The following is an 18,907-nucleotide window of genomic DNA, read 5'->3' as shown; positions in this document are numbered from 1 at the left end:
GTATTACTCCTTCTGGGTGGATTCGGTCAGATCATTTCTTGACTTGCTAAATGTAGCCCAATCATAACTTTTGGTCAGACGTTCCGGGGAATCACCTGCCGCCAGTATTACTTTCAACTTGACAGATTCTGGTGTGAAATCTTTGGGAAATAACAGATTGCCTTCCAGACTCTGGTAATGCTTAACAGAAAAAGCTGTCTGTGCCTTTTCCCCGGAAGGAGTGACATCGGTTTGGGTCACAGTGACACTCTTGCCATCCTGCTTGCCACTCACTGTAATGGTGTAGTTGCCATCCAGTACGGTATCTCCCCCACGAATCTGCGCCAATACCAGATGGTACTGATAAAATCCCTGCTCAACCTTTTTACCTTGCGCATCAACTAGGCGTTGCCTGATGCCAAAATGCTGGATGTGCAATCCCTGATCCAGTCCGGTGGGCGAAAGGATACCTTCATACAACATCAGTTTTTCACGCTCGGTGGACAGATCAGCTTCTACGACAGCAAACTTCTTGCCCAACTCTTCATTGGCAACAACCTGCACTTGATGCTCGCGCCGGGCGGAAGCCAGTTGCTCTTCCAGATCACGAATGCTATCTGTCTGTTTGCTGATCAGCTTTTCTTGCTCGTTCATCTTGCCGCGCAAGGTCATGGCATGAATACCCGTTGAACTGGCAGGCGTCAGATAACCGCTGACAAACATCCATGCAGCTAACAGCAGCAGCAACAACAAAACAGCGCCCAACATGTACCAACAAGGGGAACGTTTGTCGCTGCCGGTAGGACGCACCTGCACCGTACCGCGATTCTCAAATTTATATTCCAGGCTCATGCCAGTTTACTTGCATCCTTGACTGTCAGATACATCAGGGCAACAAACCAGGATTCCCCAATGCAGTATTTTCGGCAAAGCCCAGCATCAGGTTCATGTTTTGTACGGCCTGACCTGCTGCACCTTTAACCAGATTATCAATAACGGAGAGTACCACAACCCGTGATTCATTTCCGGGACGATGTACTGCAATCCGACAAACGTTGGCTCCACGCACCGAACGGGTTTCGGGATGGGAACCAGCAGGCAGCACATCCACAAACGGCTCATTGGCAAAGCGGGCTTCATACAATGGCTGTAAATCTGTGGCGGAAGTCAACGTCGCATAAAGTGTAGCGTGGATACCCCTTATCATGGGCAACAAATGCGGAACAAACGTCGGTTTGACCGGACAACCCGCCAGCAAGGATAACGTTTGGGCAATTTCTGGCTGATGCCGATGACCTGCCACCGCGTAGGCTTTGAAATTGTCCCCGGCTTCTGCCAGCAAGGTATGCACTTCGGCCTTGCGCCCTGCCCCGCTTACGCCAGACTTGGTATCGGCAATAACCTGTTCCAGATCAATCAGCTTGTTTTCCACCAGCGGCAACAAACCCAGCGTGACAGCAGTCGGATAGCAACCAGGGTTGGCAACCAGCCTTGCTCCACGTACCTGTTCGCGCTTGAGTTCCGGCAAACCATACACAGCTTCTTCCACCAGTTGCGGGCTGGCGTGCTGCATCCCGTACCACTTTTCCCACAAGGCAACATCCTTGATACGGAAATCGGCAGCAAGGTCAATTACTTTCACCCCTGCATCCAGCAATACCTGGGCGCTTTTCATGGCAATGCCATTGGGGGTGGCAAAGAATACCAGATCACATTCCGCCAGTTGCTGGTTGGAAGGAGCTGAAAATGTCAGATCAAGGAAGCCGCGCAGGTTGGGGAACATGGCATCCACCCGGCTGCCAGCATGTTCACGCGAAGTCACGTAAGTAATATCAACACCCGGATGGTTGACCAGCAAACGTAATAATTCCACACCTGTATAACCGGTCGCGCCGACAATACCAATCTTCCTTTTCACAACTACCCTTTTTCTACTGACACGAAAAATTCCTGTATGATACGCCTTCCTTAACGATTAACAACCACTGCACTATGAAACTGGATATAAAAGGCATTGCCATACTGGCATTCATCGCAGGCATTCTTGCATTCTTTTTAATGACAACTGGCAAAGGGGTGCAAAGCGTTCCGCCTGCCACTAGCATCCAAACCCTGGATGGAAAAACGCTCAATCTGGATTCCCTGCAAGGCAAACCCTATCTGCTGACCTTCTGGTCGACCTCCTGCCCTGGCTGCGTCGAGGAAATTCCGCATCTGGTGGAACTGGACAAGAAAATGCAGGGAACCGGCTTCCGCATCATTGCGGTTGCCATGTCGTATGATACCCCGGCCGAAATCAGCACCATGCAGGCACAAAAAGGCATGACTTACACCATCGCCCATGACCAGAACGGCGAGCTGGGAAAAACCTTTGATGTACGGGTTACGCCGACTTCACTGATGATCACGGCTGATGGCAAGATCAAAACCCGCAAGCTGGGCGAATGGACTCCCGCCGAGCTGGAACAAACCGCCCGCGAATTGCTGAAAGGATAAAAGCATGTATATCTGGGTCAAGGCTATCCACGTCATTTTCATGGTGACGTGGTTTGCAGGGCTGTTTTACCTGCCACGCCTGTATGTTTATCACGCCATGCCGGAAAATAGGGGCAGTTTTGAACTGTTCAAGATAATGGAACGCAGGCTGTTTGCCATCATGACCATTGGCGCAGCAATTACTGCGGTGTTTGGCTTCACCATGCTAGCACTCAACTGGCAATATTTGCTGGTTGCCAGCCACTGGTTCCATGCCAAGCTGCTGCTGGTTGCTGCCCTGTTTGCCTACCACTATGCCTGTTACCGGCTAATGCTGACGTTCCGCAACGACGCCAATACCCGTGACCACAAGTGGTATCGCTGGTTTAATGAAGCACCCAGCATCCTGCTGATTGTCATTATCGCGCTGGCGGTGGTGAAACCGTTTTAGGCTTCACCCATGCCACAGGCCATCAGGGCTTCCAGTTCGCCCAGCGCCCGCCGGTATACCCGGCGCTTGAAAAACACGACCTGGTTGGCGGGTTTCCAGTAATCCACCCATTCCCAATGGTCAAATTCGGGTTTTTCACTTGCCTGCAAATTAACCGCATGATCGTGGCACAACAAGCGCAGCAAGAACCAGCGCTGTTTCTGCCCAATGCACAACGGCTTCGCACGACGGCGAATCATGTAATGGGGAATGCGATAACGCAACCAACCACGGGTTTGTCCGACGACTTCAACATGTTCCTGCCGCAACCCCAGCTCCTCATAGAGTTCACGGAACATCGCCTCTGTCGGTGTCTCTCCTCGATCAATGCCTCCCTGTGGAAACTGCCAGGAGTCCTGCCCCAGCCGTTTTCCCCAAAACACTTTGCCATCGCAATTGCAGAGGATGATGCCAACATTGGCCCTGAATCCTTCCTCATCAATCACGAGATTTCTCCAAAGCTGAATATGCCCTGATTTTTTCACAAACCGTCATGGTTCGGCAATTTCATCACGACAGAAACAGGGTACAATCGCCCATTTTTCTCTACGGGAGTTCTGCAAGCCATGACCCTGGCACTTTTTGATCTGGACAACACCCTGTTAAGCGGTGACAGTGACTATGAATGGGGACAATTTCTGGTTAGGAAAGGGCTGGTTGACCCGCAAACCTACGAAGCTGAAAACCAGCGTTTTTTCGGGCAATATCAGCAGGGAACACTCAACATCCACGAATATTCCGCCTTTGCCTTCAAGCCCCTGAGCGAACGCAACATGGAGGAGCTGGCGGCTCTGCACCATGATTTCATGCAGGAAACCATTCTGCCCATCATGTCAGCCGCCGCCCATGAACTGGTCAACAAACATCGGGAAGCAGGGCATACACTGGTGGTCATTACTGCCACCAACAGTTTCGTCACCCGCCCGATTGCAGCAGCCTTCGGCATTGGCAACTTGCTGGCTACCGAACCCCGGATCGTGGATGGACGTTACACCCGTGAAGTGGCAGGCACACCCTGCTTCCAGCATGGCAAAGTCAGCCGCTTGCAGGAATGGTTGCAAGACCGCGCCGAAACCCTGGCAGGCAGCTATTTTTACAGCGATTCACGCAACGACCTGCCCTTGCTGGAAATGGTGGAAAATCCGGTTGCCGTCAACCCTGACCCGGTATTGCGGGCTACAGCGCAGGAACGCGGCTGGCCCGTTTTGTCCTTGCGCTGAATAGCCGCCCGAATACCCCACCAGCAATATGCAAAAACGTTTCAGCCTGCGTTTCCAGCGGATTTTCATCGCGGTACAACAAACGGTATTCGGGCTTTTCCCTCTCCCCGGCAAAATTGCCACTACCCTCCCAGGTACTCATGACCTTGAGCACATCCGGCTCTGCCTGATCCATCAGGTTGAAACCGGTCTTGGGGAAAAATGGCAGCGGTTCCTGCAAACCCTGCCAATACCAGCTCAGCAGTTGCGCCAACTGTTCTGCTGCATCCGGCTGTGGTAACAACAGAAAATGCTGTTCCGGGGAATAGACCTCAGTCTGGGGCGGGCATGTCTTTGCCTCCAGCAGATTCAGTGCCAGATGTTGCAACCAGATGTCCAACCATTGCCAGTAACTGAGTTTGCCCAGCGCATGGATCTTGCGCCCGTGCGGCGTTAACTGCCCAACCACCCCGCTGAGCTGAAAATCCCCCAGTGTTACACTAAACGCCTGCCGTTCCCATTCGGTGGGCAGTTCCAAACTATTAAAGAAACGTTCCACCACGGTAACTTCGCGGGCAAACAGCAAGTCACCCGGTTTGCCGTGCGGCAGCAAGCCTTGCGCACGCAGCAGCGGCAAGGCATTGCCAGCTTCCGCACCCTGCTGCAATTGCTGAAAAATAACGGCACGAATGTCAGTATCGGTGAAACCTTCCAGCGCAAACGGCTCACGCACTGGAATTTCATAATCCCGCTCTCCAAGGCGCAAACCAAAGCGCTCACGCAGGAAAAAGCGGGCAGGATGCTGGAAGAAGCGGATCAGATCTGACAGGTTGACGTTCCGGTAGCTGGCATCGGGAACAGGCAGACACCCTGTCCAGCCGCCCTTTGTCAGGGAGGGGGTAAAACGGTAGCCCAAACGGGTGCTACTTTCCTCTGACAAGGCCGGGTTTCTGCCAAAACGTGAACTGTAGGTAAACAAGCCATCCTGCCCCGTCAGGTACTTGCGGCTGAATGCCTGGAGCGGATGTCGGGTCAACAGGCGTTTGCTGCTGCCTGATTCACAACGCTCCAGATAATCCAGCAATTCGCTGACCAGTACTGAGGGAGGCAGCTCGCTGTTGTCCTGCGAACTTTGCCCTACATAGCTGATATACAGCCAGTCACGTGCCGACAGGATGCTTTCCAGAAACAGGTAACGGTCTTCGTCACGCTTGAGGCGGTCGCCACGCCTTACCGATTGCCCCATCCGGTCGAAACTGGCGCGGGTATCACGGCGCGGAAATACGCCATCGTTCATGCCAAGCAGCCCAACAAAGCGGAACGGCACAGTACGCATCGGCATCAGGGCACAAAAGGTGATCCCCCGCCCCAGGAAACCTTCCGATTCACTGCGCTTGTCAAGCTGTTCTGCCAAGGCACTGCGGAACACTGGCCAGGTCATCGCCTGTGCAAAGCCCGCCAACTGCTGGTTTTTACGGAGTGTATCCAGTGCCTGCCATACCGCCTGCAACGGGGTTTGTTCACCCACCACAGCTTTCAACAGTTGCCGAAAACGGTAATCCCATTCCTGCAAGATTTCACGCTGCTCACTCCACTGCACCAGTGCGAAGACTGCATCCAGCATCTGCTGCAAGCGCCCCAGCATTTCCGCCTGACTGCCTTCAATCTCGTTGAAAGGCAATACCTCGGCAAACAGAGCATCACCCGGCAAGGCATAGCCCAATAGCAAGCGATCAAGCCCGTAACGCCAGGTGTGTTCCGGCGTACCGGCACCACCGCGTTGCGGGCGCATGTGTGCATCGGTTCCCCAACGGATATTCACTGCACGGATCCATTCGCGGCACTGCATGACCTGTGCTTCATCCATACCCAGATGAGAACGTACCTCCTCAAACTCCAGCAAGGCCAGCACGCTTTCGGCATCACAGCGCCCCTGCGGCAATTCCAGCAACTGCTGGCACAAGTTGAGGATGCCTTGTGCATGACCGGGGCTGCGGTCGGCGATGCTGAACGGCAAGGGGTGTTCTGCCGCTGTAAACACAGCATCCAGATACGGTGCGTAGGTGTCGATGTCCGGCATCATGACTACCACATCAGCCGGAGTCAGGTCGGGATTGTCCGCAAACAGAGCCAATAACTGATCGTACAGAACTTCGGCTTCGCGCATGGGGGAATGACAGGAATGCAGGGAAATCCCCCCCTCCCCCCCTTTCGCAAAGAGGGGAGATTTTTCTTCAGGCATTTGCAGATGCAAAATATCCACTTGGATACGCTGTAACAGGTTAAACTCTTCCTGTTCTACAAACAGTTCATCGCCATCAAGATCCGCTTCCGCCTCAATCAGCAAATCCAGAAAATCACGCCCCTGCCTGCCCCAGGAAGCCAGCAGCGGATTGCCCACCGCCACCAGTTCCTGCACTCTGCTGGGCTGTTTGCGTTTACGCTTTTCCGACTCGATGTCACCCCAGTATTGCGGGCTGGGGTTCATCAGATAGACATGCACATCTATATGCCAAGAGACCTGCGCCAGCAACTGCACGTAACCGGGCGAAAGCACGGGCACAGAAAAGAAAGTGATCCTTGCTGGCTTGAGAGGAGCCTCGCGGATACTCAAGGCATGGGCAAAGCGCTCCTGCAAACGTACCCAATGTGGCAAATGTGGCTCTCCCGCCACCCGCCACCACAAACGGGCTTGCCAGTCACTCCCCTGCCCTTTACCAGACTCCCATTCCCTGATCCATTCCGGGCGGAAGAACAGGTATTGGTCAAACACCTTGGCAATCTGCCCTGCAAGCTGCCAGATACCTTCTTCACCCGTATGCAGGTAATGGGCAAGTTCCGGCCATTGTTCCGGTTCCTGCAAGAAAATCTCAAACAGACGCCAGCGCAAGATCGGGGGAGCGCAGGGATCTTTCTCTGGCACATCCTCCAGCACTGCACGCAACAACTCCCAAGTCATTTCCGCCGGAAACAGGTAGCGGGTGTTGGCAGCAATACCGTTGATCATTGCCGTTTGTAGGGAAAGCCAGCGCCCCATGCCACTGTTTTGCACGACAACATGTTCCTGCGCTAACGGTGCAAGTGGCGCAACCCGCTGAAGTGCGGCGAAATGGCGGGCGAGTTGCTCTAGATGGTTAGAATGATGCAGGTGCAGCATAGTTTCAGCAGGTGATTGATATTGCCGTACTATAACATGAACACCAGCGTACTGTGCGTTGCACAAGCTATCAGCAGCGCCCTTGTCATTCCCGCATGATTAGGGGACAATCCGTGTCATTTCGCCGATATTCGGCATATTTTTATACTGCTACGCGGTAGGGCGGTAGCGTGCCAGACACCAGAACGACAAAAGAACAAGGATTCATAAAAACATGAAAATTGCAGTTGCCGGAACGGGCTACGTCGGCCTTTCCAACGCCATGTTATTAGCGCAACATCATGAAGTGGTGGCACTCGACATCATCCCGGAAAAGGTTGCCCTGCTTAACGCCAGGCAATCGCCTATCGTTGACACCGAGATTGAAGCCTTTCTGCAACGTGATGACCTGAATTTTCGGGCAACGCTGGACAAGCAGGATGCCTATCAGGGCGCGGATTTTGTCGTCATTGCCACCCCGACCGATTACGACGCCGAAACACATTATTTCAATACTGCATCAGTGGAAGCGGTTATCCGGGATGTATTGACCATCAATCCGCAGACCGTCATGGTGATCAAATCGACCGTTCCTGTCGGTTACACGCAACGAGTGTGTCAGCAGTTCAACACCCAAAATATCATTTTTTCGCCGGAATTCCTGCGCGAAGGCAAAGCCCTGTACGATAACCTGTATCCGTCACGCATCGTGATTGGTGAACGCTCCGAACGCGCACAAACCTTTGCCCGCTTACTACAAGAAGGCGCATTGAAACAGGGTATTCCAACCCTGTTTAGCGACGCGACCGAAGCAGAAGCCATCAAGCTGTTTGCCAATACCTTTCTTGCCATGCGGGTAGCGTATTTCAATGAACTGGATACTTATGCCGCCACCCACGAACTGGATTCACGCCAGATTATCGAAGGTGTCTGCCTTGATCCGCGTATCGGCAACCATTACAACAACCCGTCGTTTGGCTATGGTGGTTACTGCTTGCCGAAAGATACCAAGCAGTTGCTGGCAAACTACAGCGAAGTACCACAAAACCTGATCCGGGCGATTGTGGATGCCAATAGCACCCGCAAGGATTTCGTTGCTGACAGCATTATCAAGCGGAACCCACGTGTGGTGGGGATTTACCGGCTTATCATGAAATCCGGCTCGGACAATTTCCGGGCATCCTCCATTCAGGGGATCATGAAACGCATCAAAGCCAAAGGCATTGATGTGGTGGTATATGAACCGGTGCTGGAGGAGGAAACGTTTTTCCGCTCAGCAGTAATCCGTAATCTCGAAGCCTTCAAGCAGATGAGCGATGTGATCGTTGCCAACCGGATGACGGATGAGATTCGGGATATGGCGGGGAAGGTTTATACGCGGGATTTGTTTGGTAGTGATTGATGAACAATCTGACCTGTTTTAAAGCCTACGACATTCGCGGCAAACTGGACACGGAACTGACCGAAGCGATTGCTTATCGTATTGGACGGGCTTACGGTCTCATACTGGGGAATGGTAAAACCGTCGTTGTTGGCGCTGATGTCCGGTTAACTTCCCCTGCCCTGAAACAGTCACTGGCAAATGGTTTGATGGATTCCGGCATCCATGTGATTGACCTTGGCCTGACAGGTACCGAAGAAGTCTATTTCGCCACCTTCCATTTGGGTGTTGATGGTGGTATTGAAGTCACCGCCAGCCATAACCCGATGGATTACAACGGCATGAAGCTGGTGCGGGAAGACGCCAAGCCCATCAGTGGCGACAGTGGGCTGAAAGATATTCAACGGCTGGCAGAAGACAACAACTTCCCGGTCGTGACAGGTCGCGGCACTTATACCCAACAGTCCTGTCTCCTTGCCTACATCCAACATTTGCTTGGTTACATTGATGTATTCAGACTCAAGCCGTTAAAACTGGTGGTCAATGCTGGCAATGGCGCAGCCGGTCATGTCGTGGATGCACTGGAACAGGCATTCCAGCAAGCCAACGTGCCGATCACTTTCATCAAGCTGCACAATGAGCCTGATGGCACATTCCCGCATGGTATCCCCAATCCCTTGTTGCCGGAAAACCGTGCGGATACACGCAACGCAGTCATTGCCCATCAAGCAGATATGGGTATTGCCTGGGATGGTGATTTCGACCGCTGCTTCCTGTTTGACGAAAACGGGGAGTTCATTGAAGGCTACTATATTGTTGGTTTGCTGGCAGAAGCCTTCCTGCAACAGCACAAAGGCGCAAAAATCATTCACGACCCACGTCTGACCTGGAATACACAAGATATTGTCAGGTCGGCTGGCGGTGAACCCATCCAGTCCAAAACCGGACACGCTTTCATCAAAGAGAGGATGCGGCAGGAAAATGCCGTTTATGGCGGGGAAATGAGCGCTCATCATTATTTCCGTGATTTTGCCTACTGCGACAGCGGCATGATTCCTTGGTTGCTAGTGGCGGAACTGATGAGCATGAAAAACCAGCCGCTTTCAGCCCTGGTCAATGCACGTATTCAGCGTTATCCATGTAGTGGCGAGATCAATTTCCACGTCCACGATACACAGGCATCCATCACTGCCATCCGCACACACTATTCCGGGAAGCTGCCTTGTGTCGTTGATGACACGGATGGTTTGAGCATGGAATTCGATACATGGCGTTTTAACCTGCGTGGTTCCAACACCGAACCCGTACTGCGCCTCAACGTGGAGAGCCGTGCAGATATTCTTCTTATGCAACAAAAAACTCAGGAAATTGGGCAGTTGATAACAACGGAGTACCCCCCAAAATGACTGCTACCATCATTCCCATCATTTTATCTGGAGGCTCTGGTACACGTTTGTGGCCCTTGTCCCGTCAGTTACGCCCGAAACAGTTTCTCCCGCTGGTCAGTGAGCAAACCCTATTCCAAAGCACTCTCCTGCGCTTGCAGGGGATTCCACAGCTCGACCACGCAGTGATCGTATGCAATGAAGAACACCGTTTCATGGTGGCAGAACAGTTACATAGCCTGAACATTCCCCATCAGGGTATTCTGCTGGAGCCTGTTGGGCGCAATACTGCACCCGCCATTGCCCTGGCAGCCCTGTATCTGGAAGCACAAGGCAAGACTAATGCCTTGATGCTATTATTGCCTGCCGATCATGTCATCCAGGATATACCTGTATTCCATCAGGCTATCCAGCACGCGGCACAGGCAGCCGCTGCGGGCTATCTGGCAACTTTCGGCATTGTTCCCCTGCGAGCGGAAACCGGGTATGGCTATATCCGCCAAGGCGCAACATTGGACGACATCACTGCCAAGCGGGTTGCTGCCTTTGTGGAAAAGCCCGATGCGGCAACAGCCAACCGTTATGTTGACAGTGGTGAATACCTGTGGAATAGCGGCATGTTCCTGTTCCGGGTCGACCGCTTACTGGCGGAACTAACGAAATACCATCCAGACATAGTAAGCAACTGTCGGGCTGCACTGGCACATCCCAGCCATGACATTGATTTTATCCGGCTGGATCAGGCAGCTTTTACCGCCTGTCCCTCCATTTCCATTGACTATGCGGTCATGGAGAAAACTGCCGATGCCGTCGTCATCCCGCTGGATGCACACTGGAATGATGTTGGTGCGTGGTCAGCGGTATGGGAAGTCAGCCAGCAGGATGACCAAGGCAATGTACTGCATGGCGACACCCTTACCCATCAGGCACAAAACAATCTGGTCTACGCAGAACACCGCTTGGTCACACTGGTTGGGGTCGACAATCTGGTAGTAGTGGAAACCAAGGATGCCACGCTGGTGGCACACCGCGATCAGGTACAGGATGTCAAACACATTGTCGGGCAGCTTAATCACCTGCAGCGTCAGGAAGCCAACCTGCACCGTGAAGTCAACCGTCCATGGGGCACGTATGATTGCATTGATGTGGGACAACGTTTTCAGGTCAAACGTATTGTCGTCAAACCCGGCGCCAAGCTGTCATTGCAAAAACACTACCACCGCGCCGAACACTGGATTGTCGTTAGCGGCACTGCCGAAGTGCGTTGTGGTGACAAAACCCTGCTACTGACAGAAAACCAGTCGACCTACATTCCACTGGGAGAAATGCATTCCCTGAGTAATCCTGGCAAGGTTCCCCTGGAAATCATTGAAGTACAATCAGGCAGTTATTTAGGGGAAGATGATATTGTCCGGTTTGAAGATGCCTACGGGCGCACCCATTAATACAATCACAAGATGGATCAGAATCAATGGAAACAAATAATAAGGTTGCGCTGATAACAGGCATCACCGGACAGGATGGAGCCTACCTCGCCGAATTCCTTCTGAACAAAGACTATGTTGTTCATGGCATCAAGCGCCGCACCTCCCTGTTCAATACCGATCGGATTGATCACCTTTATCAGGATCCGCATGAAACTGAACGCAAGTTTATCCTGCATCACGGCGATTTGACCGACTCCAGCAGCCTGATCCGCATCATTCAACAAGTACAACCGGATGAAATCTATAATCTGGCAGCACAAAGCCACGTTGCTGTCAGCTTTGAAGAACCTGAATACACCGCCAATTCGGACGCTTTGGGCGCGTTGCGCATCCTGGAAGCCATCCGTATCCTAGGTCTGGAGAAGAAAACTCGTTTTTATCAGGCATCTACCTCGGAACTATTTGGCTTGGTACAAGAAATTCCGCAGCGGGAAACCACCCCGTTTTATCCGCGCAGCCCTTATGCTGTCGCCAAACTGTATGCTTACTGGATTACAGTAAACTACCGGGAAGCCTATGGCATGTATGCCTGCAACGGCATTCTGTTCAACCATGAAAGCCCGATCCGGGGGGAAACTTTCGTCACCCGCAAAATCACTCGCGCCTTGGCACGCATCAAGCTGGGTCTGCAAGACTGCCTTTACCTTGGCAACATGAATGCCAAGCGCGACTGGGGACACGCCCGCGATTACGTGGAAATGCAATGGTTGATGCTGCAACAGGAGCAGCCGGAAGATTTCGTGATTGCAACTGGTGTGCAATACAGTGTGCGTGAATTTGTGGAAATTGCTGCCAAGGAACTGGGTATGAGCATACGCTGGGAAGGCCACGGCGTGGAAGAAAAAGGCTACGACGCTGCCACTGACAAGTGCATTGTTGCGGTTGATCCCCGTTATTTCCGCCCGACAGAAGTTGAAACATTATTGGGCGACCCCTCCAATGCCAAATCCAAACTGGGCTGGACACCTAAAATCAGCTTCGCCGAACTGGTACAAGAAATGGTACAGGAAGACTTTAAAGCCGCCCAACGTGATGAACTGGTAAAGAATCATGGCTTTGGAACATTCAATTACCATGAATAAAGACGCGAAAATATTTGTGACCGGGCATCGGGGTATGGTTGGTAGTGCCTTGGTGCGCCGCCTGCAAGCAGGTGGTTACACCAACATTTTGACCCGTACCCGCTCAGAACTGGATTTACTAAATCAAGCTGCTGTTCAGCAATTCCTTCAGGAAGAAAAGCCGGATTACATCTTTATCGCTGCTGCCAAAGTCGGTGGAATTAACGCAAATAATACCTACCGCGCTGATTTCATCTATCAGAATCTGATGATTGAAGCGAACCTGATTCATGGTGCTCATCTCGCCGGGGTGCAACGCCTGATGTTCCTTGGCAGCAGTTGCATATATCCGCGTGATTGCCCGCAACCGATCAAGGAAGAATACTTGCTGACCGGCTCACTGGAATGCACCAATGAGCCGTATGCGGTTGCGAAGATTGCCGGAATCAAATTGTGTGAGGCATATAACACACAGTACGGGCGACAGTATGTGAGTGTCATGCCGACCAATCTTTATGGCCCGAATGACAACTATGATCTGGAAACCAGCCATGTCCTACCTGCCCTGTTGCGCAAAGCACATGAGGCAAAACTGCGCGGTGACAAGGAACTGGTAGTGTGGGGAACGGGTACACCCCGGCGCGAATTTTTGTACGTAGATGATCTGGCGGATGCCTGCGTATTTTTGATGGAAAAGGGTTATGCAGGGTCATTGCTGAATGTTGGCACGGGGCAAGATGTAACGATTCGGGAGCTGGCGGAAACCATCATGGATGTAGTTGGGTTTGAAGGACGACTTGTGTTTGATGCGAGTAAGCCGGATGGGACTATGCGGAAGGTGTTGGATGTTTCTTTACTGAAACAATGTGGTTGGTGTTACAACACTTCACTAGTAATAGGGATAAAACTTACCGCCCGTGACTTCTTGAAGCAAACAACATGACAAAACCATATTTAGTTATTGAAGCTGGTAAAACAGAACAGCGTTACTGGCAAGACATATGGAACTATCGAGAATTGCTTTATTTCTTGGCGTGGCGAGATATATTGGTTCGTTATAAACAAACTGTTATCGGTATTGCCTGGGCTGTAATACGCCCAGTACTCACCATGATTGTTTTTAGCATTATATTTGGCAAAATTGCAAATCTTCCATCAGGAGAGGCTCCCTATCCTATAATGGTTTTTGCAGCTTTATTACCTTGGACTTTTTTTGCAACAGCGTTGAATGATGCTGGTAATAGCCTGATAACAAACTCCAATCTTATATCCAAGGTTTACTTCCCTCGATTACTTATTCCAGTGAGCGCTATAGGTGTTTGTCTAGTTGATTTATTACTGTCTCTTATTATTCTGTGTTTATTGATGTTTGCATATCAGCACTCTCCCCCATGGCAGGTCATTTTTTTACCATTTTTCATTTTTCTTGCTATTAGCGTTTCTCTCGGTTTATCAATTTTTCTTGCCGCCTTAAATGTCACGTACCGAGATTTTAGGCACATTATTCCTTTTATCATTCAGTTAGGCTTATTTTTATCTCCTGTCGGCTTTACTTCCAGCATTATCCCTGAGCAGTGGAAATACCTCTATGCTCTTAATCCAATGGTTGGCGTTATCGATGGTTTCAGATGGGCAATCCTTGGAGGTGATCATAAAATAGATCCCATCAATATAAGCATTTCTATAGGTATAACTGCAATTCTACTTATTTTTGGCATCAAATACTTTCGCATGACAGAGAAAAAATTCGCGGATGTAATATAATTATGTGCGTCACCATTAAAGTTGAAAATCTATCAAAAAAATACGTCATTAGCCATGCAAAAATAGAACAATATCGCACTATCAGAGACATAATACCCCAAAAAATAGCTCAATGGAAAAAACGCCTCAATAATACGTTTGCAGAAGAACAAGCATATGAAGAATTTTTCGCTTTGAGTGATATTGAGTTTAAAATCAAAACAGGAGAGCGTGTCGGAATCATCGGGCATAATGGCGCAGGAAAATCAACATTATTAAAGATACTTTCTCGCATAACAGAACCAACCTCTGGAAAAATTCAAATTCATGGACGAATTTCCAGCCTACTGGAAGTAGGCACAGGGTTTAACCAAGAGTTAACAGGCAGAGAAAATATTTTCCTAAATGGTGCAATTCTTGGCATGTCCAAGCGTGATATTAATCAAAAATTTGATGAAATTGTTTCTTTTGCAGAAATAGAAAAATTCCTTGACACTCCCGTAAAAAGATACTCCAGCGGAATGTATATGCGTTTGGCTTTTTCTGTAGCCGCACATTTAAATTCCGACATTCTCATTATTGATGAAGTACTTGCTGTAGGAGATATCCAGTTTCAAAATAAATGCCTTGGCAAAATGGAAAGTTTAAATCAATCAGGCAGAACAGTATTGTTTGTCACACACAACATGAATGCTATGACCTCTCTATGTAACAGAGGAATTGTTTTAAACAAAGGGCGTATGTTTTTTGATGGCAGCGTACATGATGCCAGAAATATATATCTTGATATTTCTAAAGAAAGAATCTTTTCCATAGAAAATAACTCAGGTCGTGGTGGAAGTGGAGATGCCAAAATAACGAACATAGAAGCCATCATCCAAGAAAACAATCAAATCAATATAACAATAAAAATACATATAGAAAAAAAACTACAACATCGAACAGATATGCAAATTGCATTTGGCATTGACGCAGAAGACGGCACTAGAGTTGCCACATTATTATCATCTTGGGTAGATTTCAAACCAAAAGTCATTAATGAGGAAATAAATGCACACTGCACAATTAACAATCCAGCATTAACTCCAGGAAGATACTTAATTAGTGCAAGCATTATATTCCAAGGTGAGACGCTCGATAGTGTTAAGCATTGCGCAACATTTTCCATTCTTAGTAATACGACTTCATTTCATATAGAAAGACTTCCCGACTGGGGGTATATGGATTTGAACTTTGAATTTAATAATACTCAACCCCTTTTACATGGAAAATCAAATGAAAATTAGCTGTAATCACAGCCAGAAAATTTACTTGGATTTACTAAAAAAGACCTTAACCAACTGGGTACATGGGCATGAAGAGTGGCAAACCATGACTCCAACAGGAATCAAAGGCAAATTATTATCCAAACTCTTACCACCAGCTTCACGAGTAATTATTCCAGCTCCTTGTGATTATCAAAAACGTGAGTTTGGTCAAGATTGGCCTGAAGATGCGCACACCATGATTGGAATAAAGAGGCTCAATAACCTAGAAAGCTGTATCCTAGACGTCCTTGAACAAGAGATACCTGGAGATTTCATCGAAACAGGTGTTTGGCGTGGAGGCTCTGTTATCTTCATGAGAGGTGTATTAAAAACATTCAATATCACCGACCGTCAAGTCTGGGTTGCAGACTCTTTTGAAGGCCTGCCAAAACCAAACACAGAAAAATATCCACAAGATATTGGTGATACACATTACACCTATGATTTTCTGAAAGTCTCATTAGAGAGTGTTCAAAAAAACTTTCAAGCATACGACTTATTAGATTCTCAGGTTGTTTTTCTGAAAGGATGGTTCAAAGACACACTCCCTAATTCCGGCATCAAACAACTAGCTATATTACGTTTGGATGGCGACATGTATGAGTCAACAATGGATGCATTGACTAATTTATATCCACTACTTTCTGTTGGTGGCTATATCATTATTGATGACTACTGTCTGCCAAACTGCTCACAAGCTGTTCATGACTTCAGAAAAGAACACCATATAACTGATGAAATCAAAGAAATAGATGGTACTGGAGTATACTGGAAACGTACAAAATAACAGTTCCAAATTCATAATTATCCATGAATACTCAGTAGTCACAGAAATTATTGTTAAAAATGCAGTATAGCAGTATCCTAAAAAGATCGTCAGAAACTTACACAGAAGATCCAAGCTTAGTATCTTGGATCTTATCTGATCCTTGTAATCCACTTAATCAAATACACTCAATTATTGATCATGGTATTGTCCTGGATATTGGATGTGGCAGTGGTATCTTAGGGAAATTATTACAAAACAAAAGTGGAATAGTTATCGATGGACTTGACCCTTCATTGCCTGAAGGTAACTTTCCACATGCCTATTACAGAAAAACTTATCAGACCAACATTGAAGATTTCATAGCAAAGAATGATTTAGCACAGTATGATTGGTTTATTCTCGCTGATGTAATTGAACATCTTCCATATCCAGATGAGATATTACATTTACTCAGCGATCATGCCAAACCAAATGCTCGCTTCTTAATCAGCACACCTAACATTGCACACTTTTCCATACGATTATCATTAATGCGAGGCTATTTTCAATATACAAAATCCGGAATATTAGAGAGTACACATTTACGTTTTTTTACATTTAAAACTTTAAATGAAATACTATTCTCGGCCAAATTAAATATCACAAAAGCTTTTATTCTTAACCAATTCACCTTTCCCAGCAAAATATCTTTCCGCTATGCATGGGAAAACATATTATTAGCCATTACAAACAGAAACGATCAATATCTAACCGCTTACCAATTCTTGATTTTCGCACAAAAAAACACAATAACATCTGAGATTAATAGTCATCAAGTAGGCGATCATGGTTCAAAAGCATTAATATACAGACTAACAAAACAACTTATAATAAATCTAAAGTCATCGATTAGAAAATTATTTTAATGCCAAATCTCATTTCAGTTTGTATTCCTGCTTATCAACAGCCTGAATTACTTCAGCGAGCTATTGAATCAATACTTATACAGAAAGAGTGCTTATTTGAAATAATTATTACAGATGATAGCGAGCAAAAAAACTCGCTCTTACTAAAGACAAAAGACAAAAGAATTCGTTACATCAAAAACAAGCGGCGTCTTGGAGCAGTAAAAAACTGGAATGAATCCATTTCCTTTGCCGAAGGAAACATCATTAAAATCTTACATCACGATGATTGGTTTACAACAGATTTAAGTCTTATAGAAACAACGAAATCAATTATTGACAGAGAATGCGACATTACTTTTTCTGCGTGTAACGCAGTAGGGGAAAAAGAAAACTTTTTGTTTTATCATTCTATAAGCGAAAAAGACCTTAAAATAGTTGAAGAAAATCCAATGGTTTTACTCTGGGGTAACTTAGTGGGCTCACCAAGTGTAATTGCAGTAAGAAAGGAAGTCCATAAACCATTCGACCCCAAGTTTACATGGGTAGCAGATACCGAATACTATTTAAACATACTTTTAACCAAGAATATTAGCTTTAAATACATTGATAAACCGACAGTAAATATCACAACCAACTCAAAAGAGCAGCTTTCTCGTTTATGTGAAAAAAATAAACTTTTGTCTGCACAAGAAAACATAGACTTATTCAACAAATACTATGTATATGACGTTGCCGGCAAACATCTGTCAAGCTATTTTAGAGAAATAGCCTGTAATTTATCCACATCAGACAATATTAACAGTATTTTGTACGCTCTCAAAACCTCAAAAAAGCCAATCGCACTGCCATTAACTATTGGTTTACTCAGAAAAACATTAAAGAATCTTTTATGAAAATCCTCAATCGAATATTTAAGAACAATGTTCATAAAAAAGTTAGTTATTCACAATGTGGAGAAGACTTAATTATTGATTTCTTACGACAGTGGCTTGGCTTAACCGACTTTTCTTATTTAGACATTGGAACCAATCACCCAATCAACCTAAATAACACATATTACTTCTATAAACTCGGTTTCAGCGGTATTCTCGTTGAGCCAGATACAAAAATTGCGGATGTTATCAAAAAAAAACGTCCTCATGATATTTTTTTGAGAGCAGCAATAAGCTCTTCTCATCAAGAAAGTATTTCCTTTTACGAAATGTCATCTGATACATTAAATACAACTCAAGCATCTACTGCCGAATTATATGAACAAATTTCAGAACATCAAATTATTGCCAAAGAAACTGTTCCAAACCTTCATATAAATACCTTATTGGAAAAACATTTCCCAATAACACCACCATCATTTGTGTCATTAGATGTAGAGGGGATGGACTTAGCCATACTTGAAGCTTGGGATTTTAACATATGTCCTCCCCCCATACTCTGCATAGAAACACTCACATACTCCCAAAACAAAAGCAGCAGAAAAATAAGTGAAATTTTCGAAATAATGCAAGAAAACAATTATTTTTCTTATGCTGATACATATATCAACACTATTTTCTTACATAAAGATTCTTGGGAACAAAGAATCAATTAAATAAATATCCAATTAATAAA

The 18,907-nt window shown here is 47.3% G+C and carries 18 protein-coding genes; 14 read left to right on the top strand and 4 right to left on the bottom strand.

The window, feature by feature from the left end; genetic code table 11:
- Positions 1 to 3: 3 nt before the first annotated feature.
- Entirely contained in the window at positions 4 to 831 is an 828-nt protein-coding gene (locus B2U47_RS04380; RefSeq protein ID WP_296678846.1) for a DUF6776 family protein, read from the bottom strand.
- Between the two features lie 34 nt (positions 832 to 865).
- Entirely contained in the window at positions 866 to 1,897 is a 1,032-nt protein-coding gene (gene argC, locus B2U47_RS04375) for an N-acetyl-gamma-glutamyl-phosphate reductase (RefSeq protein ID WP_296678849.1), read from the bottom strand.
- Between the two features lie 74 nt (positions 1,898 to 1,971).
- On the opposite strand from argC, the gene B2U47_RS04370 reads away from it, so the two are divergent.
- A complete protein-coding gene (locus tag B2U47_RS04370; protein ID WP_296678851.1) occupies positions 1,972 to 2,475 on the top strand; it encodes a TlpA disulfide reductase family protein in 504 nt (167 codons plus the stop codon).
- Between the two features lie 4 nt (positions 2,476 to 2,479).
- Positions 2,480 to 2,905, top strand: a complete 426-nt coding sequence (locus B2U47_RS04365; protein WP_296678853.1) for a CopD family protein — start codon at positions 2,480 to 2,482, stop codon at positions 2,903 to 2,905.
- On the opposite strand, the gene B2U47_RS04360 is transcribed toward B2U47_RS04365, so the two are convergent.
- A complete protein-coding gene (locus tag B2U47_RS04360; RefSeq protein ID WP_296678855.1) occupies positions 2,902 to 3,390 on the bottom strand; it encodes an RNA pyrophosphohydrolase in 489 nt (162 codons plus the stop codon). The two genes, B2U47_RS04365 and B2U47_RS04360, sit on opposite strands and share 4 nt — an antisense overlap.
- Positions 3,391 to 3,510: 120 nt before the next feature.
- Here B2U47_RS04360 and B2U47_RS04355 point away from each other — a divergent pair, with 120 nt between their 5' ends.
- Entirely contained in the window at positions 3,511 to 4,164 is a 654-nt protein-coding gene (locus tag B2U47_RS04355; protein WP_296678858.1) for an HAD family hydrolase, read from the top strand.
- Here the strand turns inward: B2U47_RS04355 and recC are convergent.
- Positions 4,121 to 7,300, bottom strand: coding sequence for an exodeoxyribonuclease V subunit gamma (recC, locus tag B2U47_RS04350; protein ID WP_296678860.1), 3,180 nt, complete (start codon positions 7,298 to 7,300; stop codon positions 4,121 to 4,123). The genes B2U47_RS04355 and recC overlap by 44 nt on opposite strands.
- Positions 7,301 to 7,514: 214 nt before the next feature.
- On the opposite strand from recC, the gene B2U47_RS04345 reads away from it, so the two are divergent.
- From B2U47_RS04345 to B2U47_RS04295, 11 genes are read left to right on the top strand one after another with little or no spacing between them, the layout of a single operon-like run.
- Positions 7,515 to 8,681 carry a nucleotide sugar dehydrogenase gene (locus B2U47_RS04345; protein WP_296678862.1) on the top strand — a complete coding sequence of 389 codons (1,167 nt, stop codon included), beginning with the start codon at positions 7,515 to 7,517 and terminating at the stop codon, positions 8,679 to 8,681.
- Positions 8,681 to 10,066, top strand: a complete 1,386-nt coding sequence (locus tag B2U47_RS04340; protein WP_296678863.1) for a phosphomannomutase CpsG — start codon at positions 8,681 to 8,683, stop codon at positions 10,064 to 10,066. The genes B2U47_RS04345 and B2U47_RS04340 overlap by 1 nt, the downstream gene beginning before the upstream one ends.
- Positions 10,063 to 11,490: a mannose-1-phosphate guanylyltransferase/mannose-6-phosphate isomerase gene (locus B2U47_RS04335; protein ID WP_296678864.1), complete on the top strand. Its 1,428-nt coding sequence runs from the start codon at positions 10,063 to 10,065 to the stop codon at positions 11,488 to 11,490. The genes B2U47_RS04340 and B2U47_RS04335 overlap by 4 nt, the downstream gene beginning before the upstream one ends.
- 26 nt (positions 11,491 to 11,516) lie before the next feature.
- Positions 11,517 to 12,614 (top strand): GDP-mannose 4,6-dehydratase, encoded by a 1,098-nt coding sequence (gmd, locus tag B2U47_RS04330; protein WP_296678866.1) that lies wholly within the window; start codon positions 11,517 to 11,519, stop codon positions 12,612 to 12,614.
- Positions 12,607 to 13,536, top strand: coding sequence for a GDP-L-fucose synthase family protein (locus B2U47_RS04325; RefSeq protein WP_296678868.1), 930 nt, complete (start codon positions 12,607 to 12,609; stop codon positions 13,534 to 13,536). Before gmd ends, B2U47_RS04325 begins: the two co-directional genes overlap by 8 nt.
- Positions 13,533 to 14,357, top strand: coding sequence for an ABC transporter permease (locus B2U47_RS04320; protein ID WP_296678870.1), 825 nt, complete (start codon positions 13,533 to 13,535; stop codon positions 14,355 to 14,357). Before B2U47_RS04325 ends, B2U47_RS04320 begins: the two co-directional genes overlap by 4 nt.
- Before the next feature lie 2 nt (positions 14,358 to 14,359).
- Complete coding sequence (locus B2U47_RS04315) at positions 14,360 to 15,622, top strand: ABC transporter ATP-binding protein (RefSeq protein WP_296678872.1); 1,263 nt, start codon at positions 14,360 to 14,362, stop codon at positions 15,620 to 15,622.
- Positions 15,612 to 16,430, top strand: coding sequence for a TylF/MycF family methyltransferase (locus B2U47_RS04310; RefSeq protein WP_296678874.1), 819 nt, complete (start codon positions 15,612 to 15,614; stop codon positions 16,428 to 16,430). Before B2U47_RS04315 ends, B2U47_RS04310 begins: the two co-directional genes overlap by 11 nt.
- Before the next feature lie 59 nt (positions 16,431 to 16,489).
- Positions 16,490 to 17,317: a class I SAM-dependent methyltransferase gene (locus B2U47_RS04305; RefSeq protein ID WP_296678876.1), complete on the top strand. Its 828-nt coding sequence runs from the start codon at positions 16,490 to 16,492 to the stop codon at positions 17,315 to 17,317.
- Positions 17,317 to 18,192 carry a glycosyltransferase family 2 protein gene (locus B2U47_RS04300; protein ID WP_296678879.1) on the top strand — a complete coding sequence of 292 codons (876 nt, stop codon included), beginning with the start codon at positions 17,317 to 17,319 and terminating at the stop codon, positions 18,190 to 18,192. Before B2U47_RS04305 ends, B2U47_RS04300 begins: the two co-directional genes overlap by 1 nt.
- Positions 18,189 to 18,887: an FkbM family methyltransferase gene (locus tag B2U47_RS04295; protein ID WP_296678881.1), complete on the top strand. Its 699-nt coding sequence runs from the start codon at positions 18,189 to 18,191 to the stop codon at positions 18,885 to 18,887. Before B2U47_RS04300 ends, B2U47_RS04295 begins: the two co-directional genes overlap by 4 nt.
- Positions 18,888 to 18,907 lie beyond the last annotated feature (20 nt).

The organism is Thiothrix sp. UBA5583, assembly GCA_002425225.1.
Classification (GTDB): Bacteria; Pseudomonadota; Gammaproteobacteria; order Thiotrichales; family Thiotrichaceae; genus Thiothrix; species Thiothrix moscowensis.
The sequence above is the reverse complement of the archived record's forward strand: the minus strand, read 5'-3'. Positions and strand labels throughout refer to the sequence as shown.

What these genes read in the sequence shown, in the direction of transcription:
- B2U47_RS04380 (WP_296678846.1), bottom strand. Translation starts at nt 831, where the DNA reads ATGAGCCTGGAATATAAATTTGAGAATCGCGGTACGGTGCAGGTGCGT.
- B2U47_RS04370 (WP_296678851.1), top strand. Translation starts at nt 1,972, where the DNA reads ATGAAACTGGATATAAAAGGCATTGCCATACTGGCATTCATCGCAGGC.
- B2U47_RS04365 (WP_296678853.1), top strand. Translation starts at nt 2,480, where the DNA reads ATGTATATCTGGGTCAAGGCTATCCACGTCATTTTCATGGTGACGTGG.
- B2U47_RS04355 (WP_296678858.1), top strand. Translation starts at nt 3,511, where the DNA reads ATGACCCTGGCACTTTTTGATCTGGACAACACCCTGTTAAGCGGTGAC.
- recC (WP_296678860.1), bottom strand. Translation starts at nt 7,300, where the DNA reads ATGCTGCACCTGCATCATTCTAACCATCTAGAGCAACTCGCCCGCCAT.
- B2U47_RS04345 (WP_296678862.1), top strand. Translation starts at nt 7,515, where the DNA reads ATGAAAATTGCAGTTGCCGGAACGGGCTACGTCGGCCTTTCCAACGCC.
- B2U47_RS04340 (WP_296678863.1), top strand. Translation starts at nt 8,681, where the DNA reads ATGAACAATCTGACCTGTTTTAAAGCCTACGACATTCGCGGCAAACTG.
- B2U47_RS04335 (WP_296678864.1), top strand. Translation starts at nt 10,063, where the DNA reads ATGACTGCTACCATCATTCCCATCATTTTATCTGGAGGCTCTGGTACA.
- gmd (WP_296678866.1), top strand. Translation starts at nt 11,517, where the DNA reads ATGGAAACAAATAATAAGGTTGCGCTGATAACAGGCATCACCGGACAG.
- B2U47_RS04325 (WP_296678868.1), top strand. Translation starts at nt 12,607, where the DNA reads ATGAATAAAGACGCGAAAATATTTGTGACCGGGCATCGGGGTATGGTT.
- B2U47_RS04320 (WP_296678870.1), top strand. Translation starts at nt 13,533, where the DNA reads ATGACAAAACCATATTTAGTTATTGAAGCTGGTAAAACAGAACAGCGT.
- B2U47_RS04315 (WP_296678872.1), top strand. Translation starts at nt 14,360, where the DNA reads ATGTGCGTCACCATTAAAGTTGAAAATCTATCAAAAAAATACGTCATT.
- B2U47_RS04310 (WP_296678874.1), top strand. Translation starts at nt 15,612, where the DNA reads ATGAAAATTAGCTGTAATCACAGCCAGAAAATTTACTTGGATTTACTA.
- B2U47_RS04305 (WP_296678876.1), top strand. Translation starts at nt 16,490, where the DNA reads ATGCAGTATAGCAGTATCCTAAAAAGATCGTCAGAAACTTACACAGAA.
- B2U47_RS04300 (WP_296678879.1), top strand. Translation starts at nt 17,317, where the DNA reads ATGCCAAATCTCATTTCAGTTTGTATTCCTGCTTATCAACAGCCTGAA.
- B2U47_RS04295 (WP_296678881.1), top strand. Translation starts at nt 18,189, where the DNA reads ATGAAAATCCTCAATCGAATATTTAAGAACAATGTTCATAAAAAAGTT.